At 72.8% G+C, this 15,228-nt stretch carries 15 protein-coding genes; 7 read left to right on the top strand and 8 right to left on the bottom strand.

Going from position 1 to position 15,228, the window contains the following annotated elements:
* Positions 1-3: 3 nt before the first annotated feature.
* Entirely contained in the window at positions 4-399 is a 396-nt protein-coding gene (locus FJK98_RS24235; RefSeq protein ID WP_145921049.1) for a hypothetical protein, read from the bottom strand.
* 176 nt (positions 400-575) lie between these two features.
* Positions 576-1,562: a cytochrome c oxidase assembly protein gene (locus FJK98_RS24230; RefSeq protein ID WP_145921048.1), complete on the bottom strand. Its 987-nt coding sequence runs from the start codon at positions 1,560-1,562 to the stop codon at positions 576-578.
* Positions 1,563-1,670: 108 nt separating this feature from the next.
* Between FJK98_RS24230 and FJK98_RS24225 the strand changes: the two genes are divergently transcribed.
* The 5 genes from FJK98_RS24225 (at position 1,671) to FJK98_RS24205 (ending at position 6,812) form a co-directional block, all read left to right on the top strand.
* A complete protein-coding gene (locus FJK98_RS24225) occupies positions 1,671-2,270 on the top strand; it encodes a heme-copper oxidase subunit III (protein WP_088644671.1) in 600 nt (199 codons plus the stop codon).
* A 72-nt stretch (positions 2,271-2,342) separates the two neighbouring features.
* Complete coding sequence (locus FJK98_RS24220; protein WP_145921047.1) at positions 2,343-3,176, top strand: cytochrome c; 834 nt, start codon at positions 2,343-2,345, stop codon at positions 3,174-3,176.
* Between the two features lie 67 nt (positions 3,177-3,243).
* On the top strand, positions 3,244-4,329 hold the full coding sequence (locus tag FJK98_RS24215) for a ubiquinol-cytochrome c reductase iron-sulfur subunit (RefSeq protein WP_145921046.1): 1,086 nt from the start codon (positions 3,244-3,246) through the stop codon (positions 4,327-4,329).
* A complete protein-coding gene (locus FJK98_RS24210; RefSeq protein WP_088644674.1) occupies positions 4,326-5,951 on the top strand; it encodes a cytochrome bc complex cytochrome b subunit in 1,626 nt (541 codons plus the stop codon). Before FJK98_RS24215 ends, FJK98_RS24210 begins: the two co-directional genes overlap by 4 nt.
* 183 nt (positions 5,952-6,134) lie before the next feature.
* A complete protein-coding gene (locus FJK98_RS24205) occupies positions 6,135-6,812 on the top strand; it encodes a DUF4142 domain-containing protein (RefSeq protein ID WP_088644675.1) in 678 nt (225 codons plus the stop codon).
* Positions 6,813-6,878: 66 nt separating this feature from the next.
* Here the strand turns inward: FJK98_RS24205 and FJK98_RS24200 are convergent, their stop codons facing one another.
* From FJK98_RS24200 to FJK98_RS24175, 6 genes are all read right to left on the bottom strand, one after another.
* On the bottom strand, positions 6,879-7,166 hold the full coding sequence (locus tag FJK98_RS24200) for an Lrp/AsnC family transcriptional regulator (protein WP_088644676.1): 288 nt from the start codon (positions 7,164-7,166) through the stop codon (positions 6,879-6,881).
* Between the two features lie 205 nt (positions 7,167-7,371).
* Positions 7,372-7,977 (bottom strand): hypothetical protein, encoded by a 606-nt coding sequence (locus FJK98_RS24195; RefSeq protein ID WP_145921045.1) that lies wholly within the window; start codon positions 7,975-7,977, stop codon positions 7,372-7,374.
* 23 nt (positions 7,978-8,000) lie between these two features.
* Positions 8,001-8,861: a sugar phosphate nucleotidyltransferase gene (locus FJK98_RS24190; RefSeq protein WP_145921044.1), complete on the bottom strand. Its 861-nt coding sequence runs from the start codon at positions 8,859-8,861 to the stop codon at positions 8,001-8,003.
* The gene (locus FJK98_RS24185) at positions 8,858-9,379 is read right to left on the bottom strand and encodes an NUDIX hydrolase (protein ID WP_145921043.1); all 522 of its coding nucleotides are present in this window, start codon (positions 9,377-9,379) and stop codon (positions 8,858-8,860) included. The genes FJK98_RS24190 and FJK98_RS24185 overlap by 4 nt, the downstream gene beginning before the upstream one ends.
* Positions 9,380-9,446: 67 nt before the next feature.
* On the bottom strand, positions 9,447-11,234 hold the full coding sequence (locus FJK98_RS24180; RefSeq protein WP_145922965.1) for a bifunctional (p)ppGpp synthetase/guanosine-3',5'-bis(diphosphate) 3'-pyrophosphohydrolase: 1,788 nt from the start codon (positions 11,232-11,234) through the stop codon (positions 9,447-9,449).
* 128 nt (positions 11,235-11,362) lie between these two features.
* Positions 11,363-13,120, bottom strand: a complete 1,758-nt coding sequence (locus FJK98_RS24175; protein WP_145921042.1) for a DEDD exonuclease domain-containing protein — start codon at positions 13,118-13,120, stop codon at positions 11,363-11,365.
* A 127-nt stretch (positions 13,121-13,247) separates the two neighbouring features.
* On the opposite strand from FJK98_RS24175, the gene FJK98_RS24170 reads away from it, so the two are divergent.
* A complete protein-coding gene (locus tag FJK98_RS24170; protein WP_145921041.1) occupies positions 13,248-14,834 on the top strand; it encodes an NYN domain-containing protein in 1,587 nt (528 codons plus the stop codon).
* 120 nt (positions 14,835-14,954) lie between these two features.
* Positions 14,955-15,164, top strand: a complete 210-nt coding sequence (locus FJK98_RS24165; RefSeq protein ID WP_091237684.1) for a hypothetical protein — start codon at positions 14,955-14,957, stop codon at positions 15,162-15,164.
* Positions 15,165-15,228 lie beyond the last annotated feature (64 nt).

Raw genomic sequence — 15,228 nt, 5'->3', positions numbered from 1 at the left:
GACTCAGGCGGCGGCGTGCGTACGCAGCAGCTCGGCGACCGTGGTGCCGGTGGTCACCGGGTCGAGCGGGTGCATCAGCACGCCGTCGACCTGCGCGTACGAGGCGAGCCATCGGTCGGCGGCCCGGGCGATGACCACGCAGGTCGGCGGGGCGTCGTCCCGGTCGTCCTTGATCTGGCGGGCGATGCCGAGGCCGCCGCCGGGGCTGGCCTCACCGTCGAGCAGCATCAGGTCGATCTCGTAGTCGTCGACCAGCCGGACGCAGCCGGCGTAGTCGGACGCCTCGACGAACTCGATCGTCAGGCCGGGTGCGGGACGGGTGCCGACGGCCAGCCGCATCCGGTCCCGGACCTGCGGGTCGTCGCTGTAGAGCAGGACGGTGCAAAGACGCTCGCTCATGCCGGCACTCCGCTTCGCTCCGTGCCGTGATGAGGCACCGTCGCACTGAGCCTGACTCGCTCGCTGCGCTCACTCATGGGCTGTACTCCTCGTTGCTGCCCGTTGATCGTACCGGGCGGTGTGGCGTACCCGACATCCCGCCTGCCGGCCCCCGGCGGACCGGGTGTCGCGGCAGCTCAGGACGGGGTTCCGGGGGCCGCGGCCGGGGTGGCGGCGGCCTCGGCGGCGCGGTCGCGGGCCTCCTGCCGGTCCAGCTCGCGGTCCACCCGGCGGGCCTCCCGCTCGGACTGCTTGATCCACTGGACGACCAGCACGGCGATCATCGTCACGCTGACGAACTCGCCACCGGCCCACAGGATGCCGCCGGCGACCACCTGGTCGTTCCACGGGTCGGACCAGGCCAGGCCCAGCGACGGGTACCAGTCGCCGCCGAACAGCGTGGTGCTCTGCATGATGGTGAGCCCGAGCACGGTGTGGAACGGCACCGACAGCAGCATCAGCAGCGCCCGCGCCGGGTACGGCCAGCGGCCGGGCAGCGGGTCGAGCCCGAGCAGCGGCCAGAAGAACACGCAGCCGGTCATGATGAAGTGCGCGTGCACCAGCTCGTGCGCCCAGGCGTGTTCGAGGGTGTAGCGGTACAGGTCGGTGAAGTAGAGCGCGAACGGGTTGACCACGAAGATGCTGAACGCCACCAGCGGGAAGCCGTAGATCCGGGCGATCCGGCTGTGCACGACGGCCAGCAGCCGCTTGCGCGGGCCGACCGGCAGGGTGCGCAGCGCCAGGGTGACCGGCGCGCCCAGGGCCAGGAAGATCGGCGAGATCATCGACAGCACCATGTGCTGCACCATGTGCACCGAGAGCAGGGCGGTGTCGTAGGCGTGCAGCCCACTGACGGTGACCGCGGCGATGCCGCCCAGGCCGGGCCCGAGGAAGCAGACGGTACGGATCACCGGCCAGTGGTCGCCGCGCAGCCGCAGCCGGTGGACCCCGTAGAGGTAGAGGCCGGCGGCGAGGACCAGGCCCAGGGCGAGCCAGCTGTCCAGCCGGGTCTCGGTGAAGACCCGGGTGATGTCGAACGGCGGCGGTACCTCGACGCCGCCGGCCGCGAGGCTGGTGGGCGGGGTCGCCGAGGTGGCGGCGAAGATCGAATCGACGTGCAGCACGCTTTTCAGGCTAGGCCAGGCGAACCGGACCGCCACGATCGGGCCATCCCCTCCCCGGGTTTGGCCCCCCGCTGATCGCCCGCCCCGGTCAAGGGCAATAATGACCGCGTGACTGCGGCCCCAGCCATTGACAAGAGCCGGATCCACTCTCTGACGCGGCCCAACATGGTCAGCGTCGGGACGATCGTGTGGCTCTCCAGCGAACTCATGTTCTTCGCGGCGCTGTTCGCGATGTACTTCTCGATCCGCGCGGCGGCGCCGGAGCAGTGGGAGAAGCACACCGAGGTCCTCAACATCCCCTATGCGACCACCTTCACGGTGATCCTGGTGCTGTCCTCGGTGACCTGCCAGCTCGGTGTGTTCGCGGCCGAGAAGGGTGACGTCCACGCCCTGCGGCGCTGGTTCACGATCACCTTCGTGATGGGCCTGATCTTCGTGCTCGGCCAGGCGAACGAGTACCTGACCCTGGTGCACGAGGGCGTGAAGATCAACGAAGACGGTTACGGGTCGATGTTCTACCTGACCACCGGCTTCCACGGCCTGCACGTGACCGGCGGTCTCATCGCCTTCATCATCTTCATGATCCGCACCACCATGGGCCGGTTCACCCCGGCCCAGGCCACGTCGGCGATCGTCGTGTCGTACTACTGGCACTTCGTCGACGTCGTGTGGATCGGGCTGTACGGCATGATCTACTGGCTTCAGTGATCTTGGCGTGTCACGTTCCGCGCCGCTGCTCCGTCCCCTGAGACAAGGTCCAACCGGTTAAGGACACAGGTCATGACTTCTGACAACGACCGCCGACGCGGTCTGCTCGCGCGCCTGCGCGGGCGGCCCGCGGCGCGCAGCAGGGGCCGCCGCCGGCTGGGCGCGGCGTTCCGGCTGATCGCCGCGTTGACGCTGGCCGGCGGCGCCTACACCGTCTTCGCCCCCGGCGTGCAGGCGCAGGAAAACCCGCCGCTCACCGGCGCCGCGGCCGAGGGCAAGGCGCTGTTCGACGTGAGCTGCGTGACCTGCCACGGTCGCAACGCCCAGGGTGTCGAGGGTCGTGGCCCGAGCCTGATCGGGGTCGGCTCCGCGTCGGTCGAGTTCCAGGTCGGCAGCGGTCGGATGCCGATGGCCCGGCAGGAGGCGCAGGCCATGCGCAAGCCGCCGGTCTTCACCGACGAGCAGGTGCGTCAGCTCGGCCAGTACATCCAGGAGCTCGGCGGGGGCCCGCAGGTCCCGCAGGGCAACCTCCGCGAGGGCGCCAACCTGGCCACCGGTGGCGAGCTGTTCCGGATCAACTGCTCGCAGTGCCACGCCTTCGGCGGTGGCGGCGGCGCGCTCTCCTCCGGCAAGTACGCCCCGAGCCTGGCCCCGGCCAGCGACGCGCAGATCTACGCCGCGATGCTCAGCGGCCCGCAGAACATGCCGGTGTTCGGCGACAACCAGATCACCCCGGAGCAGAAGGCGGACATCATCGCCTACATCCAGGAGACCCTGAAGGCCGACCAGGACCAGGGCGGCTTCAACCTCGGCCGGTACGGTCCGTCCACCGAGGGCCTGGCGATCTTCCTGGTGGGCATCGTCGCGCTGGTCTTCGCGAGCCTGTGGATTGCGGGCAAGTCGTGACCGGGCGGATCGTCAACACCATTGCCGTGGTGCCGTGCGCCGGCACCGCCCGTAGCGAGGTGACGGCATGAGCACCAAGACCGAGCAGCACGCCCCGCAGGACCGGGAGCCGCTCGACGTCCACGACCCCCGGCTCTCCCGGTTCGACATCGTCCAGGAGGGGGCCCGGCGGGACGACATCGAGATCGTCCACTACGAGGAGCAGGTCGTCCCGGGCAGCAAGGCCGAGCGCCGGCTGACCCGTACGGTCGCGGCGATGTTCCTGCTCACCGGCCTGGCCGCCACCGCGTTCCTGGTGGTCTACATCTGGTGGCCCTGGGAGTACGAGCCGGGTCGCGGCGGCGACAAGTGGTACACCCCGCTGCTCGGCCTCACCCTCGGCGTCGCCCTGCTCGGCATCGGCTTCGGCATCCTCACCTGGGGCAAGAAGCTGCTGCCCAAGGAGGTCTCGATCCAGGACCGGCACGACGGTCCCGGCTCGGCGGAGGACCGGAAGATCACCGGCGAGACCATGCTCTACCTCGCCGACGAGATGGGGGTACGGCGTCGTCCGCTGCTCGGCGTCTCGCTGGTCGCCGGCCTGCTGCCGGTCGGCGCGGTCGCCGCGGCCCCGCTGGTCGGTGGGCTGATCTCCAACCCGCACAAGAACAACCAGATGTTCACCACCGGCTTCGCCCCGGCCGACGGCAAGAAGATCCGGCTGGTCCGCGAGGACGGCCGGCCGATCCGCCCCGCCGACGTCAGCGCCGGCGGCCAGCTGACCGTCTTCCCCGGCATCGAGCACGGCGTCAGCAACAAGCACGCCGACTCGCCGACCCTGCTGATCCACCTGCGGGAGACCGACGCGGAGAAGTCCCGGCAGGCCAACTCGCGGGTCGGCCACGGTGACTACATGTGGGGCAACTACGCGGCGTACTCCAAGATCTGCACCCACGCCGGCTGCCCGGCGAGCCTGTACGAGCAGCAGACCAACCGGCTGCTCTGCCCGTGCCACCAGAGCCAGTTCCTGATCACCGACAACGCCCGGCCGGTCTTCGGCCCGGCGAGCCGGCGGCTGCCCCAGCTGCCGATCGAGGTGGACGAGGACGGCTTCTTCGTGGCGAAGTCCGACTACACCGAAACCGTCGGCCCCGACTTCTGGGAGCGGCCATGAAGCGCCGAAAGTTTGACGTAGCAGCGGTGCCGGGCAAGGCCGCCGGGGGAGTGGACGACCGCTTCCAGGTCGCCACCCCGCTGCGCAAGCTGCTCAACAAGGTCTTCCCGGACCACTGGTCGTTCCTGCTCGGCGAGATCGCGCTCTTCTCGTTCGTCGTGCTGCTGCTCACCGGTGTCTTCCTGACCTTCTTCTACGAGCCGGCGATGACCGAGGTGGTCTACAACGGCAGCTACGCCCCGCTGCGGGGCACCCCGATGTCCGCCGCGTACGCCTCCAGCCTGGACATCTCGTTCGATGTCCGGGGTGGCCTGATCATGCGGCAGATGCACCACTGGTCCGCGCTGCTGTTCATGGCCGCGATCGTGGTGCACATGATGCGGGTCTTCTTCACCGGCGCGTTCCGCAAGCCGCGGGAGACCAACTGGATCATCGGTTCGCTGCTGTTCTGGGTCGGCTTCCTGGCCGGCTTCACCGGCTACTCGCTGCCGGACGACGGCCTGTCCGGCACCGGCCTGCGGATCGCCTCCGGCATCATGCTGTCGATCCCGGTGATCGGCTCCTGGGTCACCTCGTCGGTCTTCGGCGGCGAGTTCCCCGGTGAGATCATCATCAGCCGGTTCTTCATCGCCCACGTGCTGCTGATCCCGGGTCTGCTGGTCGCGCTGATCAGCGCCCACCTGGGCCTGGTGTTCAAGCAGAAGCACACCCAGTGGCCCGGCCCCGGCCGGACCAACGAGAACGTGGTCGGCGAGCGGATGTTCCCGCGCTACGCGCTCAAGCAGGGCGGCTTCTTCATGGTCGTCTTCGGCGTGATCGCACTGATGGGCGGCCTGTTCCAGATCAACCCGATCTGGTACTTCGGCCCGTACGAGGCGTGGGTGGTCTCGGCGGCCAGCCAGCCCGACTGGTACGTCATGTTCCTCGACGGCTCGACCCGTCTGATGCCCGCCTGGGAGATCAACATCCCGATCGGCAACGGGTACGTCATCCCGCCGCTGTTCTGGCCGACGGTCGTGCTGCCGGGCATCCTGGTCGGGCTCTCCACGCTCTACCCGTTCGTGGAGGCGCGGCAGCTCAAGGACTACCGGCACCACAACCTGCTGCAACGCCCCCGGGACGTGCCGGCCCGGACCGCGGTGGGCGCGATGGCCGTCGCCTTCTACATCGTGCTGACCCTCTCCGGGGCCAACGACGTGATCGCCGACAAGTTCCACATCAGCCTGAACGCGATGACCTGGGCGGGCCGGATCGGCCTGCTGTTCATCCCGCCGCTGGCGTACTACGTCACGTACCGGATCTGCCTCGGTCTCCAGCAGCACGACCGGGAGGTGCTGGCCCACGGCGTGGAGACCGGCATCATCCGGCGGCTGCCCGACGGCCGGTTCGAGGAGGTCCACCAGCCGCTCAGCGCCGGTGACGGCCACGGGCACGGCGAACTGGACTACGTCGGCTGGGTGGTGCCGAAGAAGATGAACCGGCTCGGGGCGCTCGGCCCGGCGATCCGGGGCTTCTTCTACCCGATCGAGAAGCCGGTCGAGGCGCCGGTCTCGCCGGGGCACCCGCCGGTGGAACCCCGCCCCGAGCGGGAGGAGATCGGCAGCGGAGACTCCCGCCGCTGACCTTCCCGTACCACTGCGCCGAAGCGCCCGCCGGAGTCCTCCGGCGGGCGCTTCGTCCGTTCCGGCGGCCGGCCGGCCGCACCGTCGGCGGGCGGCGTGACCGGCCACCAACGGGTGGAAAGCGCAGGAATAACCCGCGCCAGCCGGGTATCCGTGCGGTCCAACGAAAAACGGGGAGGGAACATGTTGGGTATCAAACGCCTGGGACTGCTGGCCACGCTGGTGGTGGTCGGCCTGGCCCCCGCGGCTGCCGCGCAGGCCGCCGCGCAGCCGTCGGCGCAGGACACCCAGTACCTGCAGGCGGTGCACCAGGTCAACCTGGCCGAGATCGTCACCGGGAACCTGGCCCAGAAGAAGGGGCAGAACGAGCAGGTCAAGCAGTTGGGGCAGCAGTTCGTCACCGATCACACCCAGCTCGACCAGACGGTGAAGAGCACCGCCCAGCAGCTGAACGTGACCCTGCCGAACGCGCCGACGGCCGACCAGCAGAAGGTGATCGACAAGCTCAACGGCCTCAACGGTGCCGCGTTCGACAAGGCGTGGGTGACCGCTGAGCTGGCCGGTCACGTGCAGGCCATCCAGGCCACCCAGACCGAGATCTCGCAGGGCTCCGAGCAGTCGGTGGTCCAGCTCGCGCAGGACGCGCTGCCGGTGTTGCAGGCGCACTACGACGCGCTGGTCGCCCTGGCCCAGGAGTTGGGCGTCCCGGTCCCGCAGACCAGCGCCAGCGGCACCGCGAGCCCGGGTGGCAGCGGTACGCCGGCTCCGGGCGGCACGACCGAGTCCCCGGCCCCGGGCGGCACCACGGAGTCGCCGGAACCGGGTGGCACCACCGAGACGCCGGCTCCGGGCAACAGCTGACGTCCCGTACCACCTGACGGTGGCCGGTCCCCAGCGGGCCGGCCACCGTCGCCTGTCCGGCGTCGGTCAGTCGGCGCTGGCCAGGCCGATCGCGAACGCCTCCTCCAGGTCGTGCTGGGAGTAGGCGCGGAAGGCGATGTGCGACTCGGTGTTGAGCACCCCGGGGACCTTGGAGATGCTGCCGGCGATGACCTTGGCGATCTGCTCGAACTCCCGGACCCGGACGATGGCGATCAGGTCGACGTGCCCGGCCACCGAGTAGACCTCGCTGACACCGGGCAGGTTGGCCAGGTTCTCGGCCACCTCGGGGATCGAGTCGGTGGCGCAGTCGATCAGGACGATCGCGGTGATCACTTGACGATTCTCCGTTCGTCGTGCCCGGCGCGACGCCGACCTGGCGTCGTTGACCATGCTAGTGCCGCCCCCACCCGCCCCCACCCGCCCCCGGGCCGCCGGGTCGGGGCCTGTCGCGATGTGGCTGATATTGCGCTGTCCGGGCCGGGTGGAGGCCGCTACATCGGCGACATCGGGTCGATCAAGACCGGGCCGGGCGTGCCGGTCAGAGCAGCATGGTGCGGGGGTCGGCGGCCATGGCACGCAGCCAGGCCGCCGCCTCGGCCGCCCCCGGGCAGCGGGCGGTGTCCAGCGCGGCGGCCAGGGCGTACATCTCGGGCGGCGGGATGAGCAGGCTCTCCCTGCTGCGCAGCCCCAGCTTGACCGTGCCGGTGTCGGCGGTGACGGTGAGCACCGGGGTCCGGGTGACCGCGCCGGTGGCGACCAGCGAACCGTCGCCGGAGACGCCGGTATGCGCGACGGCCGCCGCGTGCAGCGACACCGACCGGGCGGACCGCAGGTCGACGCTCCTGGCGGTGAGCCCGACCACGGTGAGCCGGCTGCCCTCCAGCCAGGCGCCGGTGCGCACGATGCTGGTCACCAGCAGGCCGACGAGGAGCATGACCAGCCCGGCCGACAGCAGCGCGACGAGCGCCGGCAGCGCCGGGCTGCCGTCACCGCCCGCCGCGTTCAGACCGGTCCCGAGGAACGCGCCGACACAACCGCAGGTGACCGTCAGGAGGGCACCCAGCACCAGCAGCGAGACGACCCGACCGGTACGGCTCGACCGGTAGCCGACCGACAGGGGGATGCGGGGCACGGAGGGCTGCATGCCGGTGATTCTGACACCGGTGATCAACCTTCGCCTGGTGAGGCGGCCACGGTGAGCCCGTCGCCCGCCCGGATCGCGTCGCGGAGCCGTTCGTGGGGGCCGACCGTCGCGCCGGGCCAGACCACCACGCGCTCTACGTCGCCGCGTACCACCGCGCCCGCGCCGACCACCGCGTGCCGGGCCCGGCCGGTGACGGTGGCGTCCGGGGCGACCAGCGCGTCGTCGCCGGCGGCGTGCAGGTTGGCCGCCAGGTAGTCGGCGGGCGTGCCGGTGTCGAAGAACGTGCCCGGGTACGGCACCACGGTCAGCTCGCCGGCCGCCTCCGCCGGCCGCCACACCGTGCGGACCAGGTCACCGAAGCTGGCCGGCAGCTCCCGCACCCGGTGCCAGGGCAGCAGCGAGAAACCGGTGAAGACGTGCCCGTCGAAGGTGCCGGGGGCGCGCGGGTCGGGTGCCGGCCGGCCCAGCAGGCGTACGGACCGGAAGTCCCACCCGGCCAGCAGCGCCGCGACGTCCGGCCCGGGGGCGGCACCGGGATCGGCCAGGTACGCGTCGGCGTTGCCGACCAGCACCCCCCGGCCGGCGATCCAGTCCCGCAGGTTGCCCAGCCCACCGGCGGTGCCCAACGGGTCACCCGGCTCCACCGACAGATGCGCCCGGTCGCCGACGTGCGTCACCACCTGGTCGGCCAGGTAGCAGGCGTTCACCGCCACCCGCCCCGGCCCGGTCAGGCCCAGCCCGGCGAGCCGGTGCAGGGCCCGGTCCAGCAGCGGCACGTTGCCGACCGGGCAGAGCGCCTTGGGCACCCGGGCGGTCAGCGGGCGCAGCCGGGTGCCCTCACCGGCGGCGAGCACCACCGCGCACAGGCCGTCCGGGGCGGTCACGTCGTCGGCTGGCCGGCCTGCGGCCCGATGCCGTAGTGGCCGAGCAGGTTGGCGGTGGCCCGGCTCAGCCGGGGCAGGTCGTCCAGCGGGTGCCAGGCCGCCTCGAAGACCTCCGCGCCGTCCACGGCCAGCTCCGTCGTGGCGGCGGGCACCTCCGCCTCGAAGACCATGTCCACCCAGCCCCGGGTGTGCACCACGGCGTTCGGCACGGCCGGGCGGAGCTGCTCCGGGGCGAGCCGGACGCCGGACTCCTCGTACAGCTCGCGGGCCGCGCCGACGACCGGGGCCTCCCCGCGCTGGAGCAGACCGGCGGGCAGCGTCCAACTGTGCCCGGGGGGCTGGCGCAGCAGCAGGAGCCGGCCGGCCCCGGCGGCCCCGCTGTCCCGGACCAGGGCCACCGCGCCGACCACGTACTTCGGCCCGGCGAGCCGGACCAGGCGACGACGCACCGAGACCGGCAGCCGGTAGAAGACCTTGTACGCGACGGCCCGGCCGGTGGCGCGGGAACGGAGGATCATGGCCTCCAGGCTAGGCCGTCGGTGCGGTGTCGTGGGGTGCGGGGCGACCGGTCACCCGGCCAGGGCCTCACTGTCGATGGTCGACCAGGTCGATGAGCTGGCGGACCACGGTGTCTGGTTCGACCGCCCGGTCGAAGACCGCGACCAGCAGGGTCTCCAGGTCGGGGTAGCCGAGTTCCTCCGACAGCCGCAGCAGCGGCAGGTCGCTGGCCAGGCCCCGGTTGTGCTTGCGCAGCGCCAGGCCGATGGTGGCCCGCCCGAGGCGGACCTTGTCGGCGATGGAGATGCCGGGCTCGACGTGCTCGGTGAACCAGCGGCTGATCTGCATCTGCGCGTGCGGCGACTTGACGAAGTCGAGCCACTCGCGGCGGGGCCCACGCGGGGCCGCCGTGGCCTCGAAGCCGCTCTCCGCGTCGCTCTCGGTGTAGATCTCCACCACGTCGCCCTCGTCCAGTTCGGACGCCAGCGGGGCGAGCCGGCCGTTGATCCGCGCCGCGAGGCAGTGGTCGCCCCGCTCGGTGCCCAACTCGTAGGCCAGGTCGACCGGGGTGGCCCCGGCCGGGAGCACCACCTGCCGGCCGTCGGCGACCACCTGGATCTGCGCCTCGGCCAGGTCGCACCGCAGCGACTGGAGGAACTGGGCCGGGTCGGGGGCCTCCTGCTCCCAGTCGAGCACCCGGCGCAGCCAGGAGAGCTGGTCGGTGTTGCTGGACCCGGTGGCGGCCCGGGGGAAACGGAAGTCGGCGGCCACGCCGTACTCGGCGCAGCGGTGCATCTCCCGGGTGCGGATCAGCACCTCCACCGTGCGGTCCTGCGGGCCGCAGACGCTGGTGTGCAGGGAGCGGTAGAGGTTGTTCTTGGGGGAGGCGATGAAGTCCTTGAACCGGCCGGGGACCGGTCGCCAGCGGCCGTGCACCGCGCCGAGGGCGGCGTAACAGTCGGTGGCCGGGCCGTCCACCACGATCACGATCCGGGGCAGGTCGTACGGCACGGCGTGCCCACCGGCCACGGTGTCCTTCCAGATCGAGTAGAGGTGCCGGGGCCGGACGCTCACCTCGGCGTCGACCCGGCTGCGGCGCAGCGCCACCTTGGCCTGGGCCACCACGTCGTCGAGGTAGGCGTCCCAGCCGGGCCGGTCGTGCACGTGCCGGGCCAGCCGGGCGTGCTCGTCGGGTTCCAGGTGCAGCAGCACCACGTCGTCCAGGTCGCGCTTGAGGGTCTGGATGCCGAGCCGGTCGCAGAGCGGGACCAGCACCTCCTGGGTCTTGCGGGCGATCCGCTCCCGGGAGGCGGCCGAGCGGACCCCGAGGGTACGCATGTTGTGCAGCCGGTCGGCCAGCTTGATGATCAGCACCCGGACGTCCTTGCCGGCCGCGATGATCATCTTGCGGATCGTCTCCGCCTCGGCGGCCTTGCCGTAGAACGCCTTGTCGAACTTCGTCACCCCGTCGACCAGGTGCGCCACCTCGGGCCCGAAGTCCTCGCTGAGCGCCTGGAGGGTGTAGCGGGTGTCCTCCACCGTGTCGTGCAGCAGCGCCGCGACCAGGGTGGTGGTGTCCATCCCGAGGTCGGCGCAGATCTGGGCGACCGCCAGCGGGTGGGTGATGTACGGCTCGCCGCTCTTGCGGAACTGGCCGCGGTGCATGTTCTCGGCGATCGTGTACGCCCGGCGCAGCACCGAGGCGTCCGCGCTCGAATGGATGCCCCGGTGGGTACGCACCAACTGGGTCACCGGGTCGCCGTCACCGGCCGGCCAGCTCAGCAGGGACCGTAGCCGACGGGCCAGGGGAAGCTCACCCGGCTGGGCCGGGAGCGCACCCCCCAGGGCGGCGCCGTGTCCGGCGTCGACGTCCACGAGGGACACCTCCTCACCCCGGCTCCACGGTCACCGTCGCCGGCAACCGGAAGCAGGCCCACGAAACGGGCAGGACTGCACTCCCTTAACAGACTAAGCGAGGCGAGGTCGTCCGATCGGACACTTGCTCATGAGCGTTCGGTCGAGAGTTGGTGGGACCCGCCGCCCTCGGCCTTCGCCAGCAGGTCGCGGAACCGTCCCGCGCCGGCCACCGGGGACGACCATTCGGAGGTCATCTCCACCAGCCGGGTCTCCGGCCGTTCCAACCAGGACAGGATCCGCTCGGTCTCCTCGGCGGTGGCCCGGGGCACCGGCCCGTGCCCGCCCGGCTCCACCGTCTCGGCGGTCGCCCGGATCGCGGTGATCGTCGGTCGGGGGTGGACGCCCGGCGGGGACACCCCGGCCCCGGCGAGCCGCCCGTGCCGGACCAGCGCCAGCTCCCAGCCTCCCCCGGCGGCGGGCCGGGCGGCGGCCAGCTCGGCGATCCGGGTCAGCCCGGCCAGCCGCTGCATCCGGACGGTGGCCCGCAGCACCGCCGCCAGCCGGGAGCGCACCACCGCCGCCTCCTCGTAGCGCTGCGCGGCGGCCAACGCCTCGATCCGGGCCAGCAGGGCGTCCACCACCACCTGCGGGTCACTGGTGGTGGCGGTGCGGAACGGGGCGACCGCGCGGTCGTCGTACTCCTGCGGGGTGATCCGGTGCTCGCAGGGCGCCGGGCAGCGGCCCAGCTCGGCCAGCGCGCAGGCCGGCGTGACCGTGCGCAGCGACAGCCGGTGGGTGCACTGGCGCAGCGGCACCGCGTCGTGGAACCCGGCGGCGGCCAGCTCGGCGGCCCGGGTGGAGCGGAACGGGCCGAGGTAGGCGGTGTCGCCGGGGGCCAGGCCGCGCACCACCGACAACCGGGGGTACGGCCCGCCGGTGAGCTTGAGCCACACCATCCGTTCCGGATACTTCGACCGCCGGTTGTACGGCGGCGCGTGCGCGGCGATCAACCGCAGCTCGCGGACCTCCGCCTCCAGCGGGTGGGCGCACTGGACCGCCTCCACCCGTTCGGCGGCGGCCAGCATCTCCGACATCCGGGCCCGCTTCTCGGCGGCGGTGAAGTAGCTGCGGACCCGGGTGGCGATGTCGCCGGAGGTGCCGACGTAGAGCGGCCGGTCGTCGGCGGCCCGGAAGATGTAGACCCCGGGCCCCCGGGGCAGCCCGTCGGCGAGGTGCCGTTTGCGCCGCTGGGTGGGGGTGACCGCGCGGGCGAACTCGATCGCCTCGCCGACGGTGTCGACCCGGTGCCCACCGAGCCGGGCGATCAGGCCGTGCAGCACGTCCACGGTGGCCTTGGCGTCGTCGAGCGCCCGGTGGGTGGGCTGGGTGGCGGTGCGGAAGTAGGCGGCCAGGGTGCCCAGCTTGCGGTTGGGCACCTCGTCGCGGCTGAGCACCCGCCGGGCCAGCGCCGCCGTGTCCAGCACCCGGGGGTTGGGCCAGCGGTAGCCGTGCTTCGCGCAGGCGGCCTTGAGGAAACCCACGTCGTACGGCGCGTTGTGGGCCACCAGCACGGCGTCGGCGACGAACTCCAGGAAGCTCGGCAGCACCTGCTCGATCGGCGGGGCCGGCACCAGCATGGCCTGGGTGATGCCGGTCAGCACGGTGATGAACGGCGGGATCGGCACCCCCGGGTTGACCAGGGTGGCGAGCACCCCCAGCTCCTCGCCGCCGCGCACCTTCACCGCGCCGATCTCGGTGATGCCCCCGCCGTCGGGTGAGCCGCCGGTGGTCTCCAGGTCGACCACCACGAACGTCGTCGCGTACAGCGGCAGGGCCGGATCGACGCCGCCGGCCGACCGGTCCAGGCCGGCCAGGGTCTGCTGGACGTACTCCCCAGGTGCCACGGGCGGCAGGCTAACCGTTCGGTGCGACACTCCCGTCACCGCAGCCCCAGGGGCCCCGGGCGGCATAGGATGAGAGATCGGCTCACTCATCCGGCGGTGGGCCCGGTCGCGGTGGGAGACTTGCCCCATGCCCCTCACCGACCCGTACGACGACCACCTCCCGCTGGAGGGGTCGTCCACCGCCGCGCCCGGGGCCGGCGGGGACCTGGGTGCGGGGGCGCCCGAGGCGGCCCGGCCCGATCCCGGGGTCCCGCCCGACGTCGGCCTGCCCTCGGTCGACGCCGGCCCGCCGGATGTCGACCCGGAGCCGGCGGCCGGTGCCGCTGCGGCCGGTGCCGACGACGTCGACGCGGACCCGTCCGGCGGTGGCGCGGCCGACGCGGACGCCGCCGAGACGGCGCTGCCGGAACCGGAGCCCGTCCTGCCCGAGCCGGTCCGGCAGCGGATCGTGGCGCTCACCGCGGCGGTCCTGCCCGGTCTGCCGGCCGACGAGGTGCCGGTGCCGCTCCGCCGGGTGGCGAAGTTCGCCCCCAACCGGCGGGCCCGGCTCGGCGGCTCGGTGATCGCCGCCCAGCTCACCGCCGACCCGCTGTTCCGGCAGCGGGTCACCGCCCGGGTGCTGACCGACGCCGGTGACCTCGGCGCGGCCGTGGTCGAGGGCACCGCTCCGGCCGCCGCCGACCCGGTCGAGGTGGCCGCCCTGGCCTACCTGGTGCGCCCCCGGGGCTGGCGGGAGCTGATCGACGCCAGCGGCGCGGCGGTCCGCGCCGAAGCGGACAGCGCGGTCGTCGCCGAGCTGGTCCGGGAGGCCGAGCAGCGGGCCACCCGGGCCGAGCACGACCGGGCCGTGGCCCGGGTGGAGGCGGAGAAGCTCCGCGACGAGGTGGCCCGGGTCCGCGAGGAACTGGGCCAGCTCCGGGAGGAGAACCGCCAGCTCCAGCGCGGCCTGCGGGAGACCCAGGCCCGGGAACGCCGGGCCAACGAGCTGCTCGCCACCGAGCGTGGCCGGGCCGCCCGCGCCGCCGCCGACAGCGACGCCGAGCTGCGCCGGGCGCGGGCCCGGCTGGCCGAGGCGGAGGCGGCGGCCGGGGTGGCCAGGGCCAGCGCCAAGGAGGCCCGTTCGGTCGACGACGCCCGGCTGTGGCTGCTGCTGGAGACGATCGGCCAGGCCGCGGTGGGGCTGCGCCGCGAACTGGCCCTGGACCCGGTGGACAAGCTCCCCGCCGACTTCGTGGCCGACGCCTTCACCGACGCCCCGGCCGCCGCCCAGGGCGGGCCGGCCGCCCGCGCCCGGGACACCGACGACCCGGCCCGGCTGGACCAGTTGCTCGCCCTGCCCCGGGCGCACCTGGTGGTGGACGGCTACAACGTCACCAAACGCGGGTTCGGCGAGATGTCCCTGGAGCAGCAGCGCAAACGGCTGATCACCGGGCTGGGCGGGATCGCCGCGCAGACCGGCGACGAGGTGACGGTGGTCTTCGACGGGGCGGAGCGGATGCACGGCCTGCCGCCCACCCCGCGCGGGGTGCGGGTGCTCTTCTCCCGCAAGGGGGAGACCGCCGACGAGCTGATCCGCCGGCTGGTCCGGGCCGAGCCGCCCGGCCGCCCGGTGGTGGTGGTCTCCTCCGACCGGGAGGTCGCCGACGGGGTACGCCGGCACGGGGCGTACCCGTTGGGGGCCGACTCGCTGCTGCGCCGGCTGGCCCGCTCCTGACGTGTTGATCACCGGTTGTCCGGTTGTGTCGTACCCGATGGCTAGTGTCCGACCTGACCGACGGTGCTCGGGCGGTGACGAGGGTCTGCCGCCCGACGCCGCACTGCGTCAGGAGGCACGATGCTCATCGACTGCGACGGCTGCCGGGTCCGGGGTGCGGGCTGCGCCGGCTGCCTGGTGACGGCCCTGCTCGACACCGACTCCCCGGCGGCCGGCCTGGGTGCCGCCGAGCACCGGGCGATCGAGGTGCTCACCCGCTCCGGCTTCGAGGTGGAGGTGCTGGCCCACGAGACCCGCCGGGCCCGGTCGACCCGCCGCCGGGTCGCCTGACCGCCGCCCCGCCGGAGCGGCGGCTGGTGGACACCACGGCGGGGCCGCGCCGGCGGGCCATAGG

It is taken from the genome of Micromonospora sp. HM134 (assembly GCF_007833915.1).
GTDB lineage: Bacteria > Actinomycetota > Actinomycetes > Mycobacteriales > Micromonosporaceae > Micromonospora > Micromonospora wenchangensis.
This window is presented reverse-complemented; position numbering and strand designations above follow the sequence as displayed.

Coding starts and splice junctions, on each gene's coding strand:
- FJK98_RS24215 (WP_145921046.1), top strand. CDS start 3,244: ATGAGCACCAAGACCGAGCAGCACGCCCCGCAGGACCGGGAGCCGCTC.
- FJK98_RS24210 (WP_088644674.1), top strand. CDS start 4,326: ATGAAGCGCCGAAAGTTTGACGTAGCAGCGGTGCCGGGCAAGGCCGCC.
- FJK98_RS24205 (WP_088644675.1), top strand. CDS start 6,135: ATGTTGGGTATCAAACGCCTGGGACTGCTGGCCACGCTGGTGGTGGTC.
- FJK98_RS24195 (WP_145921045.1), bottom strand. CDS start 7,977: ATGCAGCCCTCCGTGCCCCGCATCCCCCTGTCGGTCGGCTACCGGTCG.
- FJK98_RS24165 (WP_091237684.1), top strand. CDS start 14,955: ATGCTCATCGACTGCGACGGCTGCCGGGTCCGGGGTGCGGGCTGCGCC.
- FJK98_RS24235 (WP_145921049.1), bottom strand. CDS start 399: ATGAGCGAGCGTCTTTGCACCGTCCTGCTCTACAGCGACGACCCGCAG.
- FJK98_RS24220 (WP_145921047.1), top strand. CDS start 2,343: ATGACTTCTGACAACGACCGCCGACGCGGTCTGCTCGCGCGCCTGCGC.
- FJK98_RS24185 (WP_145921043.1), bottom strand. CDS start 9,379: ATGATCCTCCGTTCCCGCGCCACCGGCCGGGCCGTCGCGTACAAGGTC.
- FJK98_RS24170 (WP_145921041.1), top strand. CDS start 13,248: ATGCCCCTCACCGACCCGTACGACGACCACCTCCCGCTGGAGGGGTCG.